This window comes from Acidovorax sp. GW835-FHT14B10 (assembly GCF_058793725.1).
Window position 1 is genome coordinate 33,385 of record NZ_JBXAGC010000017.1, and the last position, 16,290, is coordinate 49,674.

The 16,290-nt window shown below is 67.7% G+C and carries 14 protein-coding genes; 10 read left to right on the forward strand and 4 right to left on the reverse strand.

Features of this window, described 5'->3' with window-relative positions; translation table 11 throughout:
* Positions 1-15 precede the first annotated feature (15 nt).
* Genes dtd through AC1Q5S_RS14265 form a run of 3 tightly spaced genes read right to left on the reverse strand, consistent with a single transcriptional unit; the run spans position 16 to position 3,244 of the window.
* Positions 16-483 (reverse strand): D-aminoacyl-tRNA deacylase, encoded by a 468-nt coding sequence (dtd, locus tag AC1Q5S_RS14255; protein ID WP_303833102.1) that lies wholly within the window; start codon positions 481-483, stop codon positions 16-18.
* On the reverse strand, positions 480-1,910 hold the full coding sequence (dbpA, locus tag AC1Q5S_RS14260) for an ATP-dependent RNA helicase DbpA (RefSeq protein WP_422202726.1): 1,431 nt from the start codon (positions 1,908-1,910) through the stop codon (positions 480-482). The genes dtd and dbpA overlap by 4 nt, the downstream gene beginning before the upstream one ends.
* 56 nt (positions 1,911-1,966) lie before the next feature.
* Entirely contained in the window at positions 1,967-3,244 is a 1,278-nt protein-coding gene (locus AC1Q5S_RS14265) for an MgtC/SapB family protein (RefSeq protein WP_303833105.1), read from the reverse strand.
* 142 nt (positions 3,245-3,386) lie between these two features.
* On the opposite strand from AC1Q5S_RS14265, the gene AC1Q5S_RS14270 reads away from it, so the two are divergent.
* The 4 genes from AC1Q5S_RS14270 to AC1Q5S_RS14285 all read left to right on the forward strand — a co-directional run bounded on the left by AC1Q5S_RS14270 (position 3,387) and on the right by AC1Q5S_RS14285 (position 9,044).
* Complete coding sequence (locus tag AC1Q5S_RS14270; protein ID WP_303833106.1) at positions 3,387-5,492, forward strand: putative bifunctional diguanylate cyclase/phosphodiesterase; 2,106 nt, start codon at positions 3,387-3,389, stop codon at positions 5,490-5,492.
* A gap of 4 nt (positions 5,493-5,496) precedes the next feature.
* Positions 5,497-6,978, forward strand: a complete 1,482-nt coding sequence (locus tag AC1Q5S_RS14275; protein WP_303833108.1) for an AMP nucleosidase — start codon at positions 5,497-5,499, stop codon at positions 6,976-6,978.
* A 158-nt stretch (positions 6,979-7,136) separates the two neighbouring features.
* Complete coding sequence (locus AC1Q5S_RS14280) at positions 7,137-8,078, forward strand: ATP-binding cassette domain-containing protein (RefSeq protein ID WP_303833110.1); 942 nt, start codon at positions 7,137-7,139, stop codon at positions 8,076-8,078.
* A 129-nt stretch (positions 8,079-8,207) separates the two neighbouring features.
* Positions 8,208-9,044, forward strand: a complete 837-nt coding sequence (locus AC1Q5S_RS14285; protein ID WP_303833111.1) for an ABC transporter permease — start codon at positions 8,208-8,210, stop codon at positions 9,042-9,044.
* Between the two features lie 67 nt (positions 9,045-9,111).
* Here AC1Q5S_RS14285 and AC1Q5S_RS14290 read toward each other — a convergent pair whose 3' ends face one another.
* Complete coding sequence (locus tag AC1Q5S_RS14290; protein ID WP_303833112.1) at positions 9,112-10,707, reverse strand: GMC family oxidoreductase; 1,596 nt, start codon at positions 10,705-10,707, stop codon at positions 9,112-9,114.
* Positions 10,708-10,823: 116 nt separating this feature from the next.
* On the opposite strand from AC1Q5S_RS14290, the gene AC1Q5S_RS14295 reads away from it, so the two are divergent.
* The 6 genes from AC1Q5S_RS14295 to AC1Q5S_RS14320 all read left to right on the forward strand — a co-directional run bounded on the left by AC1Q5S_RS14295 (position 10,824) and on the right by AC1Q5S_RS14320 (position 16,276).
* Positions 10,824-11,672 carry a 3-hydroxybutyryl-CoA dehydrogenase gene (locus AC1Q5S_RS14295; RefSeq protein WP_303833113.1) on the forward strand — a complete coding sequence of 283 codons (849 nt, stop codon included), beginning with the start codon at positions 10,824-10,826 and terminating at the stop codon, positions 11,670-11,672.
* Positions 11,673-11,815: 143 nt separating this feature from the next.
* Entirely contained in the window at positions 11,816-12,277 is a 462-nt protein-coding gene (locus tag AC1Q5S_RS14300; RefSeq protein ID WP_303833115.1) for a MarR family winged helix-turn-helix transcriptional regulator, read from the forward strand.
* Positions 12,278-12,343: 66 nt separating this feature from the next.
* Entirely contained in the window at positions 12,344-12,760 is a 417-nt protein-coding gene (locus AC1Q5S_RS14305) for an organic hydroperoxide resistance protein (protein WP_303833117.1), read from the forward strand.
* 108 nt (positions 12,761-12,868) lie between these two features.
* The gene (locus tag AC1Q5S_RS14310) at positions 12,869-13,636 is read left to right on the forward strand and encodes a metallophosphoesterase family protein (RefSeq protein ID WP_492239015.1); all 768 of its coding nucleotides are present in this window, start codon (positions 12,869-12,871) and stop codon (positions 13,634-13,636) included.
* A complete protein-coding gene (locus tag AC1Q5S_RS14315) occupies positions 13,633-15,069 on the forward strand; it encodes a serine/threonine protein kinase (protein ID WP_303833120.1) in 1,437 nt (478 codons plus the stop codon). Before AC1Q5S_RS14310 ends, AC1Q5S_RS14315 begins: the two co-directional genes overlap by 4 nt.
* Before the next feature lie 163 nt (positions 15,070-15,232).
* Positions 15,233-16,276 (forward strand): serine/threonine protein kinase, encoded by a 1,044-nt coding sequence (locus AC1Q5S_RS14320; RefSeq protein WP_303833122.1) that lies wholly within the window; start codon positions 15,233-15,235, stop codon positions 16,274-16,276.
* The last annotated feature ends 14 nt before the right edge of the window (positions 16,277-16,290 follow it).

Below are 16,290 nucleotides of genomic sequence, written 5' to 3' on the forward strand. Positions count from 1 at the left end.
AAGGCGCCGGTGCAATTAACTGGCGGCAGGCGCCACGCGCAGGGGAATCGTTACCGGCCCGTCGTTCACCAGATGCACCTGCATGTCGGCGGCAAACTGGCCGGTGGCCACCGTGGCGTGGACCGCGCGGGCCTGCGCCACCAGGTAGTCATAGAGCCTGCGCCCTTCATCTGGCGCCGCCGCCTGCGTGAAGCTGGGGCGGTTGCCGCCCGTGGTGTCGGCGGCCAGGGTGAACTGGCTGACCAGCAACAGGCCGCCCGCCCCGCCCTGGCCATCGAGGTCCTGCACGCTGCGGTTCATCTTGCCCGCGTCGTCACCGAAGATGCGCAGCTTCAGAAGCTTGGCCAGCAGCCTGTCGGCCTCGGCTTCGGTGTCGCCGCGCTCGGCGCACACCAGCACCAGCAGGCCGGGGCCAATGGCGCCCACCACCTCGCCGGCAATCTCCACGCGCGCCTGCCGTACGCGCTGCAACAGGCTGATCATTCCTCGCCCGTCACCAGCCGCGCCTTCACGGTCTTGCCCTTCACGCGGCCCTGGTTCAGGCGCTGGACGGCCTGGGCGCCGATGGCGCGGTCCACGGCCACGTAGGTGGAGAAGTCGTTCACATTGATCTTGCCGATCTGCGCGCGGGTGTAGCCCATGTCGCCGGTCAGCGCGCCCAGCACGTCGCCGGCGCGGATCTTCTCCTTGCGGCCACCGATGATCTGGAGGGTGACCATGGGCGGCACCAGCGGGCCGTTGCCCGTGGGCGCGAGGTCCGCCACCGGGAACCAGCGCGATTCGCGGCCTTGCAGCACCTCGATCTTGCCCACGCTGCCCATCTCGTCCAGGCTGGCCAGGTTGAGTGCCAGGCCTTCAGCGTCGCCCCGGCCCGTGCGGCCGATGCGGTGGATGTGCACCTCGGGGTCGGGCGTCACATCCACGTTGATCACGGCGGCCAGGTTGGCGATGTCCAGGCCGCGCGCCGCCACGTCGGTGGCCACCAGCACCGAGCAGCTCCTGTTGGCAAACTGCACCAGCACCTGGTCGCGCTCGCGCTGTTCCAGCTCGCCAAACAGCGCCAGCGCGCTGAACCCCTGGGCCTGCAGCACGGCCACCAGGTCGCGGCACTGCTGCTTGGTATTGCAGAACGCTATCGACGATTCGGGCCGGAAATGGTTGAGCAGCAGCGACACCGCGTGCAGGCGCTCGCTGTTCTTCACCTCGTACCAGCGCTGCTCGATCTTGCCCTCGGCGTGCTGGGCCTGCACGGTGATCTGCACGGGCGACTTCATGAACTGGGCGCTGAGCTTGGCGATGCCTTCGGGGTAGGTGGCCGAGAACAGCAGGGTCTGGCGCTGTGCGGGGCACTGGCGGGCCACGGTGGCGATGTCGTCGAAGAAGCCCATGTCGAGCATGCGGTCGGCCTCGTCGAGCACCAGGGTGTTCAGCGCCTCCAGCGTGAGGTGCTGGCGTTCCAGATGGTCCATCACGCGGCCGGGCGTGCCCACCACGATGTGGGCGCCATGCTCCAGGCTCAGCATCTGGCCGCGCAGCGGCACACCACCGCACAGAGTCACCACCTTGATGTTCTCCTCGGCCCGTGCCAGGCGGCGGATTTCGGTAGTGACCTGGTCGGCCAGCTCGCGCGTGGGGCACAGCACCAGCGCCTGCACCGCAAACCGGCGGGGGTTGAGGTTGGCCAGCAGGGCCAGCGCAAACGCGGCGGTCTTGCCGCTGCCGGTGCTGGCCTGGGCGATCAGGTCCTTGCCCAGCAATGCCGGCGGCAGACTGGCCGCCTGGATGGGCGTCATGGTGGTGTAGCCCAGCTGCTGCAAGTTGGCCAGCGTAGCGGGGCTCAGGGCCAGCGTAGCGGGGCTCAGGGCCAGCGCGCTGAAATCAGTGCGGGCTTGGTTTTCTTTGGAGGTCATGGGTTGATTATCCGGTGCCCCTTTGCTGGCCGGGGTACGCCAGCACCCGCGGATGGCTATTGCAGGGCCAGCACCCCCACAAAGGCCAGCGTGTGCGCCAGAATGCCCGGCGCCACGGCCAGCGCATAGCGCCAGCCGCCGCTGGCCAGCGCCACCGCGCTCTTGCTGCCGGCATGCACCAGCAGCGCCACCATCAGCGCAGACGCAATGGCGGGTGCCGCAACGCTGTCCGGGCCGCCCCTCACCAGCACCGCGGCCGTGGCGGCGTGCACATCCGCCAGGGCCGCCAGCAGGGCACCGGCCAGCATGCCCGCATCGCCCTGCCACGCCGTCAGCAGCTGCATCCCCACCTGGATGCCCGTGAGCAGGGCGGCAATGAGCAAGGCGTCGCGCAGCTTGAACATGGGCGTGTCGGGCAACATGCCGGCAACCGCCTCTCCCTCGGCTGCGGGCGCGGGCACCTGCCGGTGCGCCACACCGCGCCCGCCCCACCACCCCAGGGCCGCCGCCACACAGCCACCCGCCAAGGCGGGCAGCCACAGCCGTGCGAGCCACTGGGGCTGCACCGTGGCGGCCACCACCACGATCTGGACCATGGTGGCCACACACGACAGCACGGCAGCCGCCCCATGGACGCGCGGCGTGGCCTGCCCCGCGCGCACCTCCATGCCCAGGCTGGCAATGGTGGCGGTGCTCGACACAAACCCCGACGCCAGCGCCGACAGGGCCAGCGCATGGCGCGCCTGCATCAGCCGCTTGGCCACATGCGCCAGGGACTGGATCACCAGCAGAACGATGACCAGGCGCACCACCAGGCGCGGGTTCAGCGCCCCCTGCCACAAGGGTGTGTCGGGAGCCAGCGGATACACCAGCAGGGCCAGCGCCGCCAGAATGAGCCCGCTGCGCACCTCGCCGGGCTGCAGCCACTGGCTGGAGAACTGGTGCAACGCATCCCGCAGCGCCAGCAGCCCCGTCACCACCACTGCCAGCGCAGCGGCCAGCAACTGGTCGCGCGCGCAGGTCACCCCGATCAGGTAGGCCAGCAGCAGCGCGATTTCGGTGGTGACCCCCGGGTCGCCCGAGCGGTCGCGGGCATAAGCCACCACGGTCAAAGCAGCCACCAACGCGGCCCCGACCACCACCAGGGCCTCCATGCCCGTCAGCGCGGCCGCCGCCCCACCGATGGACGCCAGCGTGAACGACCGCACCCCGGCCGGCGCCCGGCCCGGCCCCTCGCCCTTGCGACGCTCGCGCTCGATACCCATGAGCAAACCGCATCCCGTCGCGCTCGCCAGCACGGCCAGCGCCGTGGAAAAACCTGCCAGATCCTGCATGGGGCTTGTGCACCTTTCGTTTCCAGACCCTGCCGCATGGTGACATAAAGGGGGGCCTGCATCCCACGCCGCGCGCCATGCGCAATGGCCCCAATCCTTATCGCACGGCAATCGGCTATAAGCAAGAAAACACGCATCCAACATGCAAGAACCCCGCGCCTCGGCCTCCCTCTCCCAACCCCGAAGCTCCAGCGATGCCTTGCTGCGACTCATCGCAGACTCCATCCCCGCTCTGATGGCCTATTTCGACCTGCCCGGAATGCGCTGCCAGTTCGCCAACCAGGGGTATGCGGCCTACAACGGCCACACCACCGAATCCATCATCGGCCTGACGGTACAGGAGGCCATCGGCGACACGGCCTGGCAGGCCATCCAGCCGTATGTCGAGCGCTCGATCCGCGCAGAGCACGTGAAATACACGCGCGAGCAGACCCTGCCGCAGGGCGAAACCCGCATGATCGAGGTCAACCTCATCCCCCATTTCAATGCGGACAACGAGCAACTGGGCTCGTTTGTGCTGATCACGGACATCACCGACCGCTGGCAGGCCGAGCACACCGTGCGCCAGAGTGAAGAGCGCATGCGCAAGTTCACCGAGGCCACGGACGAAGCCATCGTGTTCCACCGCGACGGCTTCATCATCGACGGCAACGATGCGCTGACACGGCTCACGGGCTACAGCCTGCAGGAAGTGCTGGGCCTGTCGATCTTCAGCTTCATCAGCCACGAGTGGCGCGCCGCCGCCCATGAATACACCCGCACAGGCCGTGAAGACCCCTACGAAATAACCATTCGACACAAGGATGGGCACGCCATTCCCGTCGAGGTGGTGGGCAAGACCATGCCGCACCTGCATGCCGACTACCGCATCGTGGTGGTGCGCGACATCACGGCACGCAAAGAAGCCCAGGAACGCGAAACCTTTCTGGCGCTGCACGATGCCCTGACCCGGCTGCCCAACCGCCGTTTCCTGATGGAGCAGCTGGGCAAGCTGCTGCCGATGGCGCGCAGGCGCACATCCCCGGTGGCCGTGTTGTTCATCAATCTGGACCACTTCAAGACCGTCAACGATTCGCTGGGCCACCACGCGGGCGACCAGTTGCTGTGCGACGTGGCCGAACGCCTGCGCCAGAGCGTGCGCGACACCGACCTGGTGGCACGGCTCGGTGGCGACGAGTTCGTGGCCGTGCTGACCGACATCCACACGCCCAACGATGCCGCCATGGTGGCCGACAAGCTGCTCGAAGCCATGCGCAGCACCTTCACGGTAGGCCTGCTGCCGCTCACGATGTCGCCCTCCATCGGCATCAGCGTGTTTCCGGGCGACGACACCACCGCCGAGGGTCTGCTGCGCTGCGCCGATAACGCGATGTACCACGCCAAGGAAAGTGGCCGCGGCAACCGGCAGTTCTACCGTCCCGGCATGGACGTGCGCGCCACCGACGTGCTGCACCAGGAGCGTCTGTTGCGCGAAGCCATTGCCACCAACGCCTTCGTGCTGCATTACCAGCCGCAGATCTGCCTGGCCGACGGCTCGCTGCAGGGCTTTGAGGCCCTGGTGCGCTGGCGCCACCCCGAGCGGGGCCTGGTGGGCCCGGACGAATTCATCACCTTCGCCGAATCGCGCGGGCTCATCACGCCGATTGGCCGCTGGGTCATGCACGAGGCCTGCCGCCAGCTCAAGGCCTGGCAGGACGAAGGCCTCGCCAGGGTGCCGGTGGCCGTGAACCTGTCGGCGCTGGAGTTTCGCCAGCGTGACGTGGCCGGCGAAATCGCCGCCGTGCTGCATGCCACCGGGCTGCCGCCCCGGTTCCTGGAAATCGAACTCACCGAGTCGGTGCTGATGCACCACACGGGGCAGGTGCGGGAAACCCTCCAGGCCATCAAGACGCTGGGCGTGGGCGTGACCATTGACGACTTCGGCACGGGCTATTCCTCGCTGGCCTATCTCAAGCGTTACCCCATCGACAAGCTCAAGATCGACCGCTCGTTCGTCAAGGACACGCCCCACAGCGCAGACGACGTGGCCATCGTTACCGCCATCGTCCAGTTGGGCCACAGCCTGCAACTCCAAACCGTGGCCGAGGGCGTGGAAACGGCAGAACAGCAGGACCTGCTGCGCCGCCTGGGGTGCGACCTGGCACAGGGCTTTCTGGTGTCGGCCCCTCTGGATGCGCAGGCCACCCAGCGCTGGCTGACCCAAATGCAGGCGCCTGTCACACCGGCTGCGCCCGCGTGTGGACAATAGGCGCATGCCGCAGATCCCCGACTTCATCGCCCCCACCCGCCACACCGACCCCACCGACGCGCTGGCCCAGGTGCAGCGCATCTACCAGCAGCAGATCGGCCACCTGCGCGCGGCCATGCAGCGCTTCGTGGCCGGCGAGACGCCTGACGGCGCCGTGCGCGCGTTCTACCCCTTCGTGCGCGTGCACACCACCACCGTGGCGCGGGCCGACAGCCAGCTGGCCTACGGCTTCGTGGAGGGCCCCGGTCGCTACGAAACCACCCTCACCCGCCCCGATCTGTTCGCCGATTACTACGCCGAGCAGTTCCGCCTGCTGCGCCACAGCCACAGCGTGGAGCTGGAGGTGGGCACCAGCGCCCACCCCATCCCCATCCACTTCTCGTTCGCCGAGCACGACCATGTGGAGGGCACGCTGAGCCCCGAGCGCCGCATGCTGATGCGCGACCTGTTCGACCTGCCCGACCTGGCCGCCATGGACGACGGCATCGCCAACGGCACGCACCAGCACCGCCCCGGCGAGGCGCAACCGCTGTCACTGTTCACGGCACCGCGCGTGGACTATTCGCTGCACCGCCTGCGCCACTACACAGGCACGCAGCCCGAGTGGTTCCAGAATTTCGTGCTGTTCACGAACTACCAGTTCTACATCGACGAGTTCGTGCGCCTGGGCCACGCCGAAATGGCCAAGCCGGACAGCGAATACATCGCCTTCATCGAGCCCGGCAACGTGGTCACGCGCCGCGCGGGCCTGGCCGCCGAGCCAGGCGACGAGCTCGGTGCGCCGCCGCCGCGCCTGCCGCAAATGCCGGCCTACCACCTGGTGCGCGCCGACCGCAGCGGCATCACCATGGTCAACATCGGCGTGGGCCCGGCCAATGCCAAGACCATCACCGACCACATCGCCGTGCTGCGCCCGCACGCCTGGATGATGCTGGGCCACTGCGCCGGCCTGCGCAACACCCAGCAGCTGGGCGACTACGTGCTGGCCCACGCCTATGTGCGCGAGGACCATGTGCTCGACGAAGAGCTGCCGCTGTGGGTGCCCATTCCGGCGCTGTCGGAGATCCAGCTGGCGCTGGAGCAGGCCGTGGCCGACGTCACGCGCATGGGCCGCGACGAACTCAAGCGCATCATGCGCACCGGCACCGTGGCCAGCACCGACAACCGCAACTGGGAGCTGCTGCCCGACAACCTGCCCCAGCGCCGCTTCAGCCAGAGCCGGGCCGTGGCCTTGGACATGGAAAGCGCCACCATCGCCGCCAACGGTTTTCGCTTTCGCGTGCCCTACGGCACCCTGCTGTGCGTGAGCGACAAGCCCCTGCACGGCGAGATCAAGCTGCCCGGCATGGCCAACCACTTCTACCGCGAACGCGTGGACCAGCACCTGCGCATCGGCATGCGCGCCGTCGAGATCCTGCGCGAGGGCGGCGTGCAGCGCCTGCACAGCCGCAAGCTGCGCAGCTTCGCCGAGGTGGCGTTCCAGTAAGCCCGCGCGTCGGCGCCGGGTGCCCAAGCGGCCGCCAATCACTTCGTTTTCAATAGCTGCCAGCGCTGACCCATAAGGCGTCACAGACCCGTTGTTATTCAATCTGGTTGCTCCGACGCCCCGGCGCGGGCTCCCGGCAGATCGCCCACAATCGGCCCATGACGGAACTCTTCACCGCCTCGCAACTGAGCAAGCGCTACGGCGACACCAGGGTGGTCGATGGTGTCTCGTTCTCCATTGCCCCGGGTGAATGCCTGGGCGTGATCGGCCCCAATGGCGCCGGCAAGACCACCACCATCCGCATGTGCCTGGGGCACACCGCCCCCGACGGCGGCACCGTGCAGTTTGACCCGGGGACGGGCGCGCCCCCGCTGCGGATGCCCCGCGATGCCCTGGCCATCAAGGCCCAGCTGGGCGTGGTGACCCAGTTCGACACGCTGGACCCGGATTTCACCTGCGCCGAGAACCTGCGCGTCTTCGGCCGCTACTTCGGGCTCAAGGGCGCGGTGATGGACGAGCGCGTGCCGCGCCTGCTCGAATTCGCGGCGCTCACGCACAAGGCGCATGCCAAGCCCGGCGAGCTGTCGGGCGGCATGAAGCGGCGCCTGTCGCTGGCCCGGGCGCTGGTGAACGACCCGCGCCTGCTGCTGCTCGATGAGCCCACCACGGGCCTCGACCCCCAGGCCCGCCACCTGATGTGGGAGCGCTTGCAACGGCTGCTGCAACAAGGCAAGTCCATTTTGCTCACCACCCATTTCATGGACGAGGCCGAACGCCTGTGCTCGCGCCTGCTGGTGCTGGACCATGGCAGGAAGATCACCGAGGGCCGCCCGCGCGAGCTGATCGCCCGGCACCTGGAGCCCGACGTGGTGGAGGTCTATGGCGTGGGTGCCGTGGCCCTGGCCCATGACGATGCCCTGCGCGCGCTGGCCGCGCGCGTGGAGGTCAGCGGCGAGACCGTTTTCTTCTACACCCAGAACGCCCAGCCGCTGCTGCAGGCAGTGGGCCAGCAGGGCCATCTGCGCACGCTGCACCGGCCGGCCAACCTGGAGGATCTGTTCCTCAAACTGACCGGGCGGCAGATCCGCGAGGACGGTTGAGTGCGCGAAATTCGCTTTTAAATTGATAGCTATTGGCGCTTGTTGTGCGGGCGCCATAGCCATTTTCAGCTCTTAATAAGGTGCGCATGCGGTTGCGCACCCATTCCCTGGCCGTCGCACAATCAGCCCATGTCCACTGCCCCTTCTTCCGCCGCCACCGCCGCTCCGCCCACGGCGTCGGTATGGCGCCCACCCCGCCTTTCCGCCCGCTGCTGGCCGGTGTTCCTGCGCAACCTGCTGGTGTGGCGCAAGCTGGCCATTCCCAGCCTGGTGGGCAACATCGCCGAACCGCTGATGTGGCTGGTGGCCTTTGGCTACGGCATGGGGGCGCTGGTGGGCGAGCTGAGCGTGGACGGGCAAAAAGTGCCCTACATCCTGTTCCTGGCCAGCGGCTCGATCTGCATGAGCGCCATGAACGCCGCCAGCTTCGAGGCACTGTATTCGGCGTTCTCGCGCATGCATGTGCAGAAAACCTGGGACGGCATCATGAACGCGCCCATCCGCCTGGACGACGTGGTGCTGGCCGAGATGCTGTGGGCCGCGTTCAAGGCGCTGTTCACCGTGACCGCCATCATGGGCGTGATGCTGGCGCTCTCCATCAGCCACAGCCCCAAATTGCTGGTGGCCTGGCCGGTGCTGCTGGGCGTGGGCATCATGTTTTCCAGCATTGCACTCATCTTCAACGCGCTGGCCAAGGGCTACGATTTTTTCACCTACTACTTCACGCTGGTGCTCACGCCCATGATGTTCCTGTCGGGCGTGTTCTTTCCGCGCGAACAGTTGCCGCCCCTCGTGCGCAGCATCTCCGACTGGCTGCCGCTGACCAATGCCGTGGAACTGGTGCGGCCGCTGTTCATGGACCAGTGGCCCGACCACGCGCTGCGCCACGCCGCAGTGCTGGTGGCCACCACCGTGGCGGCCTTCTGGGTGGCGCTGGCGCTCACACGCCGGCGGTTTCGCGCCTGATTTTGCTCGTTTTTATACAGCTATCAGCGTTTACCAGGCAACCGCTACAGCCGAAAAACGCGCTTATTCAGCCCTGCACTGCGGCGCGCAGCAAGTCCACCGCCTTTTCGGCAATCATGGCGACCGGCGCGTTGGTGTTGCCGCTCACGATGCGCGGCATGATGGACGCGTCCACCACGCGCAGCCCCTGCATGCCATGCACGCGCAACTGGGCATCCACCACATCCAGCGGGCCCGGTCCCATGCGGCAGGAGCCCACGGGGTGGTAGATGGTGTCGGCATGCTGGCGGATGAACTGCTCGATCTGCGCATCGGTGCGGGCACCGGCTGACGCGGCCTGCTCCCTGGCGCCAAACCGTGCCAGCGCCGGCTGGTTCAGAATGCTGCGCATCCGCCGCACACCGCGCACCATGCGCACCATGTCGTCGAGGTCCTGCAGAAACTGCGGGTCCACCAGCGGCAGCTGCAGCGGGTCCTTGCTGGCCAGCGAGACGGTGCCGCGGCTCCTGGGCTGCAGCAGGCAGACATGGGACGAGTAGCCATGGCCCAGCACGGTCTTGCGGCCATGGTCCAGCAGCTTGCCGACCACGAAATGCAGTTGCAGATCAGGCGTAGGTTCGGACGGATCGCTCCTGATGAAGCCCCCGGCCTCGGCGAAATTGGTGGTGAGCATGCCGGTGCGGCTGCGGCGCCACTGCAGCATGCCGCGCGCCACGTTCACCATGCCGGGCAGCGACAGCCCGAACAGGTCGGTCAGGCCCGGCGCATCCATGACCTGCACCACGTCGGGATGGTCGTGCAGGTGCTGCCCCACGCCCGGCAGGTCGAGCTGCACCGCGATGCCATGGCGCTGCAACTGCGCCCCCGGGCCGATGCCCGACAGCATCAGCAGCTGCGGCGACAGCAGCGCGCCCGCACTCAGCAGCACCTCGCGCGCGGCCCGCAGCTGGTGCAGCTGGCCGCCCTGGCGGTACTCCACGCCCACGGCGCGGCGGCCCTGCAGCAGCACCCGCGTGGCGTGGGCCTGGGTGATGACCTGCAGGTTGGGCCGCGCCAGGTGCGGAGTGAGGTAGCCCTTGGCCACGCTGTGGCGCTCGCCGTTCTGGTGCGTGACCTGGTACAGACCCACGCCTTCCTGCGTGGCGCCGTTGAAATCGGGGTTGTGCGGGTAGCCGGCCTGCACTCCCGCCTCGGTGAAAAACTGGCTGAACCGGTGGGGCGCGCGCAGATCGGCCACGTTCAGCGGGCCACCCTGGCCATGCCATGCGTTCGCGCCGCGTTCGTTGTTTTCAGCGCGCAAAAAGTAGGGCTTGACATCGGCCCAACCCCAGCCGGGGTTGCCCTGCGCTGCCCAGTGGTCGTAATCGGCATGCTGGCCGCGCACGTACACCATGGCATTGATCGAACTCGAGCCCCCCAGCACCTTGCCCCGGGGCTGATAGCCCCGGCGCCCGTTGAGCGCGGGCTGCGGCGTGGTGTCCTGCCCCCAGCTGTTGAGTTCGAACTTCGCCATCACGGCCAGCCCGGCGGGGCAATGGATGAAAACGCTTTTGTCGGCGGGTCCGGCCTCCAGCAGGCACACGCGCACACCGGGGTCTTCGGTCAGGCGCCCCGCCAGCACGGCGCCGGCCGATCCGCCACCGATCACGATGTAGTCGAACATGGATTCTTGTCTCTTCCGCCATGCGTTGCAGCAGTATGCCGACACGATAACCGAACAAACATGCGCTCCCCTTACCATCTCGGCTGTCTGTTTCACTTATGAAGAGGGCTTTTTCTATGACGATTCAAACCGTTGGCATCATTGGTGCCGGCACCATGGGCAACGGCATCGCGCAGGCCTGCGCCGTGTCGGGCATCAACGTGGTGATGGTGGATATTTCTGACGCCGCCGTGCAAAAAGGCCTGGCCACGGTGGCCGGCAGCCTGGACCGCCTGATCAAGAAGGAAAAGATCAGCGCCACCGACAAGGACGCCGCCCTGGCGCGCATCAAGGTCTCCACCAGCTACGACGACCTCAAGGCCGCCCAGCTGGTGATCGAGGCCGCCACCGAAAACTACGCGCTCAAGCTCAAGATCCTCCAGCAGGTCGACGGCATCGTCGGCCCCGATGTGATCATTGCCTCCAACACCTCGTCGATCTCCATCACCAAGCTGGCCGCCGCCACCAGCCGCGCCGACAAGTTCATCGGTATGCACTTCTTCAACCCCGTGCCCATGATGGCGCTGGTGGAGATCATCCGCGGCCTGCAGACCAGCGACGCCACGCACGACGCCGTCAAGGCCATGGCCCTGGCGCTGGGCAAGAGCCCCATCACCGTGAAGAACGCTCCCGGCTTTGTGGTCAACCGCATCCTGGTGCCCATGATCAACGAAGCCTTCTTCGTGCTGGCCGAAGGCCTGGCCACGCCCGAGGACATCGACGCCGGCATGAAGCTCGGCTGCAACCAGCCCATCGGCCCGCTGGCCCTGGCGGACATGATCGGACTGGATGTGTGCCTGGCCGTGATGGACGTGTACCTCACCGAGTTTGGCGACAGCAAGTACCGCCCCTGCCCGCTGCTCAAGGAAATGGTGGCCGCGGGCCGCCTGGGACGCAAGACGGGCCAGGGTGTTTACAGCTACTGAACCTTGCGGCAACGCATGGCACAGCACAAGGCGCCCGAGGGCGCCTTTTTTTCGGCCCGGCGAGTCGCCAGAAGTCCCTCTTTGGATAACAGTTTTTTGCAATTAAATTGCACACAATTCAATTGCCGACAAAAATACAGACCATGCCACGCAAGACCAAGCCCCTTTCACCGAACCCCGCCACGCTGCAACTGGACAACCAGGTCTGCTTTGCGTTGTATTCCGCCTCGCTGGCAATGACCAAGCTCTACAAGCCGCTGCTCGACCGTATCGGCCTGACCTACCCGCAGTACCTGGTGATGCTGGTGCTGTGGGAGGGCGACGGCATCACGGTCAGCGCACTGGGCGAGCGCCTGTACCTGGATTCGGGCACGCTCACCCCGCTGCTCAAACGGCTCGAAACATCGGGGCTGATTGCCCGCCTGCGCGACGCCGAGGATGAGCGGCGCGTGCGCATCCACCTGACGCCCGCGGGGCGGTCGCTGCGCGATGCCGCAGAACGCATCCCGCCTTGCGTGCTGCAGCGCAGCCAGTGCACGCTGCCCGAGCTGGCGGCGCTGACCGGCCAGCTCAAGACCCTGCGCGCCCGGCTGAGTGCGCCTTGAGGCATCCACCCGTTCACGTTCCCTCCCCGTCCCGCGCTGCGGGCATTACCTTCAAAGGAAGACACCATGGCCTCGCTTGAAAAAGTTTTGTACACCGCCCACGCCCACACCACCGGGGGCCGCGACGGTGCCTCGCGCACCGATGATGGCCGCCTGGATGTGAAGCTGTCATCCCCTGGCACCGCCGGCACGGGCACCAACCCCGAGCAACTGTTCGCGGCCGGCTACTCGGCCTGCTTCATCGGCGCCATGAAGGCCGTGGCCGGCCAGCAGAAGATCACCCTGCCCCAGGACCTGGCCATTGACGCCAGCGTGGACCTGGGCAAGCTTGGCGCGGGCTATGGCATTGCCGTACGCATGGCCATCCAGCTGCCCGGCATGGACCGCGCAGCAGCGCAGGCCCTGGTGGACGCCGCCCACCAGGTCTGCCCTTACTCCAATGCCACGCGTGGCAACATCGACGTGACGCTCACACTGGTCTGAAGCACCGGACAGCGCCGGTGGGCCTTGTGCTCCGGCGACCCGCCGGCACAGCCTTCTGGTGGCATGCCAACAGGCCTCGGCTAGGATGGTGCCACCAAGGAGACACCGATGAAGCTGGCGCTGCTGTCAGACATTCATTCCAACCGCCAGGCGCTCGACGCCTGCATGGACCACGCCCGCGCGCAGGGCGCGCAGCACTTTGCCTGGCTGGGCGACCTGGTGGGCTATGGTGCCGAGCCCGGCTATGTGGTGCGGCAGGCCATGGCGCTGGTGGCAGAGGGCCACTGCGTGATTGACGGCAACCACGACGCCCTGGCCGTGCGCCCCCCGGTTCCAGGTGACCGGACCGCCAGCACCGTGGCCGCACTTGGGGCCGTCTGGACCCACAACCAGCTCACGCCGCCGGAGCGCGCCTTTCTCGCAGGCCTGCCCCTCGTCGCCGAGGTGGGCGACGTCCTGCTGGTGCATGCCAGCGCCGACGCCCCCGAGCGCTGGCGCTATGTGGACAACGAAGCCGTGGCGGGCCAGTGCCTGGACGCTGCCACCCAGCGCCCCGGCATCCGCCATGTGTTCTGCGGCCATGTGCACCAGCAAACGCTGTACTACCGTGGCACCGGGCGGGGGCTCATGCGCTTTGCACCCCAGCCGGGCGTGGCCATTCCGGTGGCGCCGCACCGGCAATGGGTGGCCACCATCGGCTCGGTGGGCCAGCCGCGCGACGGTGACCCGCGCGCCATGTACGCCCTGCTCGACACCGACGCCTGGCTGCTGCGCTTCGAGCGCGTGCCCTACGACCATGGCGCCGCTGCCGCCGCCGTTCGGGCCACAAACGCCATGCCCGATTACTTTGCCCGGCGGCTGGAGGCCGGCCGGTGAAGTTGCTCGAACCCGGTACCGAAGTCGATGGTTTCACCGTGCTCGAATGCATCCATTCGGGCGGCATGGCCCATATCTACCGCGTGGAATACGCAGTGGGCGCCCCCAACCCGGGCTTTCCCCTGGCCATGAAGATCCCGCGCATGACGGCGGGCGACGGTGCCGAGAACATCGTCAGCTTCGAAGTCGAGCTGCAGATCCTGCCCGTGCTCACCGGCCCCCATGTGCCGCGCTTTGTCGCCGCGGGCGACCTGGAACGCCTGCCCTACCTGGTCATGGAACACCTGACGGGCCGCACCCTGCAGCACTGGCTGGATGCAACCGAGCGGCCCGACGTGGCAACAATAGCCCGCCTGGGCGCCGCCATGGGGCGTGCCGCGCACAGCCTGCACCAGCAAAACGTCTGCCACCTCGACCTCAAGCCCGGCAACGTGCTGTTCACCCACGACGACCATGCCGTGCTGCTCGACTTTGGCCTGTCGTGCCACGCCCACTACCCCGACCTGCTGGCCGAAGAGCTGCGCCGCGCCGTGGGCTCGCCCGCCTGGATCGCGCCCGAGCAGGTGGTGGGCGTGCGCGGCGATCCGCGCAGCGACATCTTTGCCATCGGCGTCATGCTGTACGAACTGGCCACAGGCGAGCTGCCCTTTGGCGCGCCCACCACGCCAGGCGGCCTGCGCCAGCGCCTGTGGATGTCGCCCGCGCCGCCGCGCCAGCACCGCCCCGACCTGCCCGAATGGCTGCAGGAAACCATCCTGCGCTGCCTGGAACCCGAGGCCGCCCGACGCCACCCGTCGGCCGCCCACCTGGCCTTCGACCTGGCCCACCCCGACCAGGTGCCCATCACCGAGCGCGGCCAGCGCCAGCGCGGCCCCGGGGCAGGAACGCACTTCAAGCGCTGGATCAAGGCCGCCGGCATGCACTACCAGCCCAGCCCGCTGCCCACGCGCCAGATCGAAGAGGTGCCCATCGTCATGGTGGCCGTGCCGCACGACGACGTAACCGACGCCACCATGTACTCGCTGCGCCAGGCCGTGGGGCGCTCGCTGGGCATCCGCCCGGGTGCGCGGCTGGCCTGCGTCACCGTGATCTCGCCCTCGGCCAGCAGCAGCACCGACAGCGAACGCAGCGAAACCGCGCTGCACCGCCAGCACCGCGCCCGGCTCAGGCAATGGGCCGAACCGCTCGACCTGGCGGGCCACAGCGTGAGCTACCACGTCCTCGAAGCGGGCGACGTGGCCCAGGCGCTGGTGCGCTACGCCGAGGGCAACCAGGTCAGCATGATGATCCTGGGCGCCGCCACGCATGGGCTGCAGACCCAGCGCTTCATCGCCACCGTGCCCATGCGCGTGGCCCGCGACGCGCCCTGCACCGTCATCCTGGTCAAGCAGGCGCTGCCCTTTGCCCAGCTGGCGCGCGAGTACAGCGAGTGAACCCCCACGGGGCTGCTGCATCCAACGGCCATTCCTATTAAAAATATAGCTATTAGCGCAATACCATCGTGCGCTGGAGCCCATTTTTCCCCAACAATCTGGCCAGACCATGCGCCCTGCCATGCCCCCGGTGGGGCCACTGCAGCCGGGCGACAATGGTCCGATGCACATTTCCTCCGAAGAAGCGCCTGGCCCGCACCCCTTTGCCACCCTGACCCCCGACGCCGTGCTCGACGCACTGGCCAGCGTGGGCCTGTATGGCGATGGTCGGCTGATGGCGCTGTCGTCCTACGAAAACCGCGTCTACCAGGTCACGCTGGAAGACGGCGAGCGCGTGGTTGCCAAGTTCTACCGCCCCGGCCGCTGGAGCGAGGCGCAGATCCTCGAAGAACACGCCTTCGCCGCCGACCTCATGGCCGCCGAGGTGCCCGCCGTGGGCCCGCTGGTGCTGGGCGGGCGCACGCTGCACCCGCATGGCAGCTTTATGTTCTCGGTCAGCCCCTGGCGCGGCGGGCGCCAGCCCGAGCTGGACGATTTCGAGGTGCTCGAATGGATTGGCCGCTTTCTGGCGCGCATCCACACCGTGGGCGCGGCGCAGCCCTTCACGCACCGCCCCGCGCTCGACCTGCAGCAGTTCGGCACCGCGCCGCGCGACTGGCTGCTGGCGCACGACCTGATCCCGCTCGACGTGCAATCGGCCTGGCGCGACGCCTGCCAGCAAGCTCTTGATTTAATAGCTTCAAGCGCAAACGATACAAGCGCGTCAGGCCCATTTGGTTTGAAAAATGCCACCCTGCTGCGCCTGCACGGCGACTGCCACCCCGGCAACATTCTGTGGACACCCTTGGATGAATGGGGGCGCGGCGGCCCGCACTTTGTGGACCTGGACGACGCCCGCATGGGCCCGGCCGTGCAGGACCTGTGGATGCTGCTGTCGGGCGACCGGCGCCAGCGCACGCACCAGCTCGGCGCCCTGCTCGACGGCTACGAACAGTTCCGCCCCTTCGACCGGCGCGAGCTGGCCCTGATCGAACCCCTGCGCACACTGCGCCTGATCCACTACAGCGCCTGGCTGGCCCGGCGCTGGCAAGACCCGATCTTCCCGATCAACTTCCCGTGGTTTGGCAGCAGCGACTACTGGAAGGGCCAGGTGGACATGCTGCACGAGCAGATCGAGGCGATGCAGGAGGCGCCGCTGGTGGCCTGAACCCCGCCGCGCAG